This is a genomic window from Bradyrhizobium sp. P2_E8 (assembly GCF_056403875.1).
Genome location: NZ_JBFUES010000755.1, coordinates 1 through 3,829 on the forward strand (window position 1 = coordinate 1; position 3,829 = coordinate 3,829).

At 59.3% G+C, this 3,829-nt stretch carries 4 protein-coding genes; 1 reads left to right on the forward strand and 3 read right to left on the reverse strand.

Features of this window, described 5'->3' with window-relative positions:
- The coding region (locus tag AC1D00_RS31135) for a VCBS domain-containing protein (protein ID WP_477013294.1) at positions 1-1,472 on the reverse strand (1,472 nt) is incomplete at its 3' end.
- Between the two features lie 33 nt (positions 1,473-1,505).
- Positions 1,506-1,682 carry a hypothetical protein gene (locus tag AC1D00_RS31140; protein ID WP_477013295.1) on the reverse strand — a complete coding sequence of 59 codons (177 nt, stop codon included), beginning with the start codon at positions 1,680-1,682 and terminating at the stop codon, positions 1,506-1,508.
- 913 nt (positions 1,683-2,595) lie between these two features.
- Here AC1D00_RS31140 and AC1D00_RS31145 point away from each other — a divergent pair.
- Complete coding sequence (locus AC1D00_RS31145; RefSeq protein ID WP_477013297.1) at positions 2,596-3,009, forward strand: transposase family protein; 414 nt, start codon at positions 2,596-2,598, stop codon at positions 3,007-3,009.
- Here the strand turns inward: AC1D00_RS31145 and AC1D00_RS31150 are convergent.
- Positions 3,006-3,455: a tetratricopeptide repeat protein gene (locus AC1D00_RS31150; protein WP_477013296.1), complete on the reverse strand. Its 450-nt coding sequence runs from the start codon at positions 3,453-3,455 to the stop codon at positions 3,006-3,008. The genes AC1D00_RS31145 and AC1D00_RS31150 overlap by 4 nt on opposite strands.
- Positions 3,456-3,829 lie beyond the last annotated feature (374 nt).

Sequence of the window (3,829 nt, forward strand, 5' to 3'; positions counted from 1 at the left end):
GAATTGTTAAGTGCGTAGTGCCACTGCACCGAGCCATTGGCGGCGTTGGCAGCCTCGCTGACCGGATCCAGCGAAAAGGTTCCGAGCGCCGTCGTGTTGGCCGGCGCCGCGACAAATGTCGCGGTGTGGCCGTCGCTGAGATCGACGTCGGTGAAATTGATCGTTCCCGCCGCACTTAGCGAGTCGGACGGATCGGGCGTCGTCGGCGCATCCTCGACCACCGCRCCGCTCTGCGCACCRCTGGTGATGCTGACGACGTCGTTGGTGCCGGTGATGGTGATGGCAACGTCCTGGGTGGTCGTCGAGCCGTGTCCGTCATTGACGGTCACGGTGTAGTGCTCGACCACGCTCTGGCCGGCGGCCAGATACTGAGCTGTAGAATTGTTAAGTGCGTAGTGCCACTGCACCGAGCCATTGGCGGCGTTGGCAGCCTCGCTGACCGGATCCAGCGAAAAGGTTCCGAGCGCCGTCGTGTTGGCCGGCGCCGCGACAAATGTCGCGGTGTGGCCGTCGCTGAGATCGACGTCGGTGAAATTGATCGTTCCCGCCGCACTTAGCGAGTCGGACGGATCGGGCGTCGTCGGCGCATCCTCGACCACCGCGCCGCTCTGCGCACCGCTGGTGATGCTGACGACGTCGTTGGTGCCGGTGACGGTAATCGTCAGCGTGCCGGTGCCTGAACCGCCATGATTGTCCGAATTGGTGTAGGTGAAGGTATCGAATACTTGCTGGCCGTCCGCAATCGCCTGCACATTGGCTTGCGCGTTGTTCAGAGTATAGGTGTAGGTCCCGTTGGCGTTGAGATGCAGCGTGCCGTAGGTGCCGGCCACATCGGTGCCGACCTTCGCCGCAGAGCCATTGACGGCCGTAACGCTGTGCGTATCACTCGCATCAACATCGGTGTCATTGGTGAGCACGTTGCCGCTGACCGGGTTCGGCGCGGTGTCTTCTTTCACAGCGTTTGTGTCGGCAACCGCGACGGGGCCATCATTAACGCCGGCAATTTTTACCGTCGCGGTGGCCCAACTCAAGGTGCCGTTACCCAGGCGAATGGCGTAAATGAATGAGTCGGTGAAAAACTCGCCCGCCGAGAGGGCGTTGATCTGCGCGCTCAACGCGGACGCGTCGTAGCCCACTTTTCCGTCCGCCGTGATCCAGATCTTGGCGCCATTCAAGCTTGTATCGCTGCTGGTGCCTTCGATACGCGCGGTATCCTGGGTCAGCAGATCAGCGGCGATATAGCCGCTCATGGCGCCGCTGTTGTTAATGCCGTTGTCGATGGAAAAGAGGGTCTTGGCGTTGCCTCCAAGGTCATTTCCCATGACATCGAAAAAGACAGGCTGAAGGTTATCTTCCGTCAGCGAAATGGATACGCCGGCGGCGGTCACGCCACTCGTAAAAATGTCGTCCTTCGCTTGCGGTGTATTGGAGAACGAAGTGGTGCTGCCGCCGCCGGTTGTCTGAGTAGCCATGTCTTTGACCTCAAAACTCGTAGAATATGAATGTTAGTTGGAAGCAGCGAGAACACGGGTGAGCAACGTGTCGGATTCGGGCGCCATGACCGTCCAGAATTTTGCAGTCGTGTCTCGATGAGGGGATATCGAAGATACTGCCTTGGACAGCAGATCGACTGGATCGATCACCGAATCCGCCGTCACCGAGGGATCAATCGCAACTGTCACAGATGGCTCGACCCAAAGGTTCGACGACGGTTGGGACGAATTCGAAGTTGCCTTGAGGCGAGAATCAATTTCGAACCAGCCCGCGGCTCGGAATGATTTCGTGGTGAATAAGACGCGGCCCACAACACACTCCACTCTGTTGGCGCAGAGCAGGTGCAATCGCATTCAAGGCAACTCACAGGAAAGCGCCAGCAATGGGCGCTCCTTCAGCGCCGACGCGCCGCCGCCAGACCAAACCTCTGGCTGATGTGAAAAGACCCCGAGTGGATAACTCCTGCGCGGCTCATCTCGGCCTCCTGACGACCGCGCATGGCTCGTTGATTCTCCACTCACGTTTTGTAACGTGCCTTTGAGAGACCGAACCCGGCAGGCGCCCGCCGCAGGGGTCACGAAGGGCTCGAAATGAAATGTGGAACAAGCAACCGCATAACCCCTGCTTCTGGCATCGCGATGCTTGCTAAGAATCTTGGGCGGGGCAACGACTCAGAAGGGGTACTCCAACGGGACCACGTAAGAATACGGTCGCGCATGCTGATCGACCGAAGATAGGGTGACCAGGCGCATAGTTCGTTGACTTCGCTATTTACCGCGGTTCTGTTGTGCGGAGTTTCATCGAGAGTCAACGAACCCTCCGGTGACGGCCGCCTGTCGAGTAAGTCGAGTGCTGTGTAGCCGTCCTTATGGACAGCAATAGTGCAGCTCTCAAATTGAATGGTTCGAGATTGTTGGGCCTGCTCGGCGTCGCCGCTGGACCCGTGACAAGAAGCTCAAGATCGTTTGGAGAGTCGACACCGCGCGCCGTCCCATCGACAGCTCCGCGATATGGGGTTCTCGCGCTCGCTGCTGTTGACTTGCGGCGATCGTTTGGGACCTGGGCGAGCGCTATTAAACAGTCTCAGCCTTGGCGACGGTGATGCCGGATTCCGACTTGCGCAAAGGCATGCAGGGCCTGGCGTTGCGGGTGCAGGAGGGMCTCGGGCACGGCGTGGTGTCGCTGACTGCGGCTCGGATGGGCTATTTGCTGAAGGCGATCGACTGGCGTATCGAGGCGGCGCATGCTGCGTTGCTTGCGACGCGCGCTGAACTCGCCAGCGTTCGCGCACAACGATCCGACGACCGGATGCGGATTGCTCACCTGAAGGAAGACGCTGGAGGAGCTCAATGCCTCAGCATGACGCCGTTGTTCCAGCGCCTCAAGGCTCGTGTGCTGAACGCCGAGCGGCTGCAAGACGGCTCATGGGACGAAGCCCTACGTCACCGAAATGCCAAGAGTCGCTCCTTCGGAATTAAAGCAGAAACAAATCAGGTCGTTACGCGACCAATTTAAGGCTGATTGTTCGGTGGCCTCTCGATGAACCGCCGGCTTCCATTGAGAAGCTCGAGGTTATTGGCGATAACCGGATTACCCGGATCGAGCGAGTAGGCTTTTTCAAACTTCCGTCGCGCCGCACTCAGATTGCCGCGCAGCATGTACGAATAACCCTGATCATTCAGGATTTGAACGGTCTCGCCCCCCAGCCGAATCGCATGGGCATAGGCCTGATCAGCCAGGTCAAAACGACGCAGGCGGTCATAGCTTGCCGCGAGCCCAATCCAGGCCGTCAGGTCCTTCGGTGATTTCTCGACGGCGTCCTTGAAATAGCGCTGGGATAGCCCGTAGCTGCCGCGGTTGAAGTGCTCCAGCCCCAGCCGAACGGGTTCGTCCGACGGGTAGTACTTGACGTCGGTCGGTTCCTGCACGGGGTCCCCGCCCGGCGGATCCACGGGGGCCACGATCGCGGCCTCCCTCAGCGTGTAGTCACACCCTGCAAGGGCTGTCCCCAACCAGCAACAGGCCAGCATTAAGAAGATACGCCGCATAACCCTTGCCCCTGCCCGCTCCGCGGGCTCCTTGAAATATCCATCACTCAATCATCTGCCATCAACAGGTCGTAAAACCTGTGTTTGGATAGTGACACTCAGCGCTCACCAGCTTCGATGTTGAGACACCGCTACTTGCCTGCTCCCAGCCCATTTCCGTTGATGGTCTGGTTGATCGTCTGATCGGAGGTAATAATCTGCTGGGTGGTGACAGGAGGCGACTGGCCCATTGCTTTCCCACCGTCGCCAATGTCGGGAAGCTGATCCACTGGCCGCCTAGTGGCACC